Origin of the sequence: Nostoc favosum CHAB5714, assembly GCF_020829495.1 — a bacterium.
In the GTDB taxonomy this organism is placed as follows: Bacteria; Cyanobacteriota; Cyanobacteriia; order Cyanobacteriales; family Nostocaceae; genus Nostoc; species Nostoc favosum.
Genome location: NZ_JAIVFQ010000222.1, coordinates 1 through 3,400, shown reverse-complemented (window position 1 = coordinate 3,400; position 3,400 = coordinate 1). Strand labels below are relative to the sequence as shown.

The following is a 3,400-nucleotide window of genomic DNA, read 5'->3' as shown; positions in this document are numbered from 1 at the left end:
GTAACTAACAGCAAAGGCGGTATGACTCAATACCCCAAGCTTTGCATTGCTTCAAAATACTGGAGGGGATATGCGTATAATCGAATCTGATTCTCAAGCAAAACATTTAACCCAATGGCTCAACAGTGGAGTTGATGAAGAAATCTTTCATCTGAATGGGCGATCGCTCTTTGGGACGTTACCCTACGAATATCTGCTCTACAGTCCTAAAATCTCCCGTCGCAATGATGGACGATTGCGCGACCGCGACTTGAAGAAATACCAGCACATCGAACAAGGCGGCTGGTGGTGCAGTGGCATTGACCCCCTCAACAACTACGTCCTGATGATGTGGGGCTGTTTTAAACCAGACTTTCCCAGACGCGACCGCCAAAAAATTCACAAGTTCATCAAATATGAACACCCATACAGAGAAGAGACACGCGCTTTCTTCCTCTTAGTTCCGAATCGCATTTGGGTGAAAGTCTCCAACCGTAGCGGTATCCCTATTACTGAAGAGGATTTACAGCATCCCGGCGGTTTCTGGCACTGGGTTTGGAGGCATAATGTGCCAGTGACAATTGTCGAAGGTGTCAAGAAAGCGGGGGCGTTATTGACTGCGGGTTATGCAGCGATCGCTATCCCCGGTGTTAACGCTGGATACCGCACACCTACTGATGAGTACGGTACTGCCATCGGTAAGCCATCCCTCATCCCCGACTTGAAACATTTCGCAACAGAGGGAAGACAAGTAAATATCTGCTTTGACCAGGACAATAAACCTGAGACAGTCCAGCGAGTCAGAACCGCTATCAGTCGCATGGGACGGCTGCTGGTAAATGAGGGTTGTTCGCTGCGAGTCATTGATTTACCGTTAGGTGCAGAGAAAGGGGTTGATGATTTTATCGTTGCCAAGGGTCAGCCAGCATTTGACGCACTCTACAATACAGCCGTTGCACTGGAGTTATGGGAAATCAAGCTGTTTACCTTGCTGACTTACCCGCCGTCAATTGCACTCAACCAAAGATTCCTCGGTCATCTGCTTGTACCAGAGGGTGAAAAGCTGATTATCCTCAAGGCTCCCAAAGGCACTGGTAAAACCGAATGGTTGGCAACTGAGGTGGCAAAAGCACAGAGCAGAACTTGCTTTATCTGATTTTGGCTTTGCTCAATCCCTTTTTGAAATCCAATTCGCTCAACACTGGTAATGTACTGCATACGTTTAGACTCCTCAAAGTTACGAATTTCTTGCCAAAACTCTTGTTCTAACTCTATCGGTAAACTTAACATCCAGTCGATAAAGCCGAATAAGTTAATGATATCTTCTCGCTCAAATCCCTGTTCATACAGCCGACGCACCAAAACTAGTTTCTGTTGTTTACGCTCAAGTTTAATAAATAAAAATAATTGCATCAATCTTTAAATAAAACCGTTGATGTAATTGACATCTAAAGCATGTTTGTTGTTAACTTTAAGTACAAGAAAAATATTTTTGTTATATTTGGTGTATTTACAGTCATGCTTAGGAAACAAGATATTAAAATTCTAACAGAGCTTCTTGATTTAAAAGATGTGAAAGTTATATCACATCGTCTTCATGATGGGATAGGCATGATTTTACAAACCGAATCAACAAAATCATACAGTACTTGTCCTCGCTGTGGTATAAAAAGCCATAGATTACATCAAAATCATCGATACATTGTTAAAGACTTACCTTTTGGTGAGAAACCAGTATTTTTAGAAATAAATAGAAGACAATTCAAATGTGAAGAATGTAAAAAACCCTTTAGTGAAAAGCTAGATTTTGTGAGCAAGAAAAGAACTTATACAAAACGGCTGGCACACAACATAATACAAGAGGTAGTAGAAAACGATATCCACAGTGTAGCTGATAAAGGGATAGTCACAACAGAAGAAATAGAAAGAATGTTAAAAGATGCATCTGAAAAATTATCCGATTCAAAACCTGATTTTATAAAAAGACTTGGAATAGATGAAATAGCTTTAGTAAAAGGCAAGGGTAATTACTGTGCGGTATTAATAGATTTAGATACATCTAAACTAATAACTATATTAAATGCGCGCACCCAAGAGGTAGTAAAGAAAACCCTTATGGGGTGGGGAACTGAGGTCTTAGAACTTTCTTGAGGAAGTGAGTATAGATTTGTGGGTAGGTTACAAAAACGTAGTAATAGAATTAATGCCCAATGCTCAAGTAGTAGCAGATAGATTTCATGTGATGACACAGATCAATCAAGAACTAGATACACAAAGAAAACAAGAGAAACGGAATTTAGAAGAATTAGTTAAAAAAGCGCAATCATCATCAGAAAAAGATGACCACGAAAAAGTGTTAGCGGGATTAAAAAATAGTAAGTACGCTTTACTTAAAAATGAGTCAGACTTAAATAAGGAACAAATAAATAAACTCTTTGAAGTGAAAAGTGTATCTCCTATTTTAAGAGAAATGCATGAATTAAAAGAGAAAATTAGAAAAAATTTTAATAAGACAGATAACTGGTATCCGGGAGTTTTTAAACTGGGTATGTGGTTAGCGAAAGCTAAAAAATATTTTCCCAAAAGTAACAATACTATTATCCGTTGGTTTGATGAGATAATCGCTTACTTTGATAATGGGACAACTAGTGCTGCTGTGGAAGGCATTAATAACAAACTTAAGCTAATTAAACGTTCTGGCTATGGATTTAGAAACTTTGAAATTTTCCGAGTTAGATGCTTGTTGAGTTGGCATTTTAACTATTAGTTAAGCATATTATGTACTGAAGAACCATAAAATGCCAGTTCAAGCATTTGAGTCATAATTTTCTAGTCAAGAAATTAAGGATTTTTTAACTTACCTTTATATCTATTTCATTCAGCTATTTAATAATGCAAAATCTCTTGCTCAACCTGAACCTTTTATAAGAATGATTGATTCTAATTTTATTCTTTATGGATATTACAATAATGAATACTTCGAGGAAGGGTACGATGATGAAGAATCATATCAACAAGCAATTCAAAGATTTAGGTCGGTTGGACTTAATGCTTTTCAGCCACAAAATATAAATTCTCTGTTGCAAACGATTATTAGTGAAGTCGCTCAAAATTAGGAACAAGAATATATTATAAAATACGTAAAAATACAGTAGTCATAATGTTTATAATGTTTATTTTACTTATGTATGTTGTTTAACTCATCTTACGGAAAGATCCCAGGTGGAGGAACGGAACCTGGGGATGAAAGCATTAAAAATAGTTTTAAAAATGGCAATCCTACTTGGACTTGGGTCAATACGCTTGGGTTAAGGCTGAAAGTCGTGTAAATTAAGCATTGTCCCAAGAATGAAAATGAGCGTGTGGTGCATCTCAAAGATTTCTTATTGGTGTCTCCAGATATACAAAGTAGTGACGTACT

At 37.7% G+C, this 3,400-nt stretch carries 2 protein-coding genes and 1 pseudogene; all 3 read left to right on the top strand.

Annotation, left to right across the window (positions count from 1 at the left end):
* Positions 1-70: 70 nt before the first annotated feature.
* The 3 genes and pseudogenes from LC586_RS40050 (at position 71) to LC586_RS40040 (ending at position 3,095) form a co-directional block, all read left to right on the top strand.
* A complete protein-coding gene (locus LC586_RS40050) occupies positions 71-1,135 on the top strand; it encodes a DUF3854 domain-containing protein (protein WP_306423359.1) in 1,065 nt (354 codons plus the stop codon).
* Between the two features lie 362 nt (positions 1,136-1,497).
* Positions 1,498-2,746: pseudogene (locus LC586_RS40045) on the top strand (ISL3 family transposase).
* Between the two features lie 163 nt (positions 2,747-2,909).
* Positions 2,910-3,095 carry a hypothetical protein gene (locus tag LC586_RS40040; protein WP_229491313.1) on the top strand — a complete coding sequence of 62 codons (186 nt, stop codon included), beginning with the start codon at positions 2,910-2,912 and terminating at the stop codon, positions 3,093-3,095.
* Positions 3,096-3,400 lie beyond the last annotated feature (305 nt).

Coding starts and splice junctions, on each gene's coding strand:
- LC586_RS40050 (WP_306423359.1), top strand. CDS start 71: ATGCGTATAATCGAATCTGATTCTCAAGCAAAACATTTAACCCAATGG.
- LC586_RS40040 (WP_229491313.1), top strand. CDS start 2,910: ATGATTGATTCTAATTTTATTCTTTATGGATATTACAATAATGAATAC.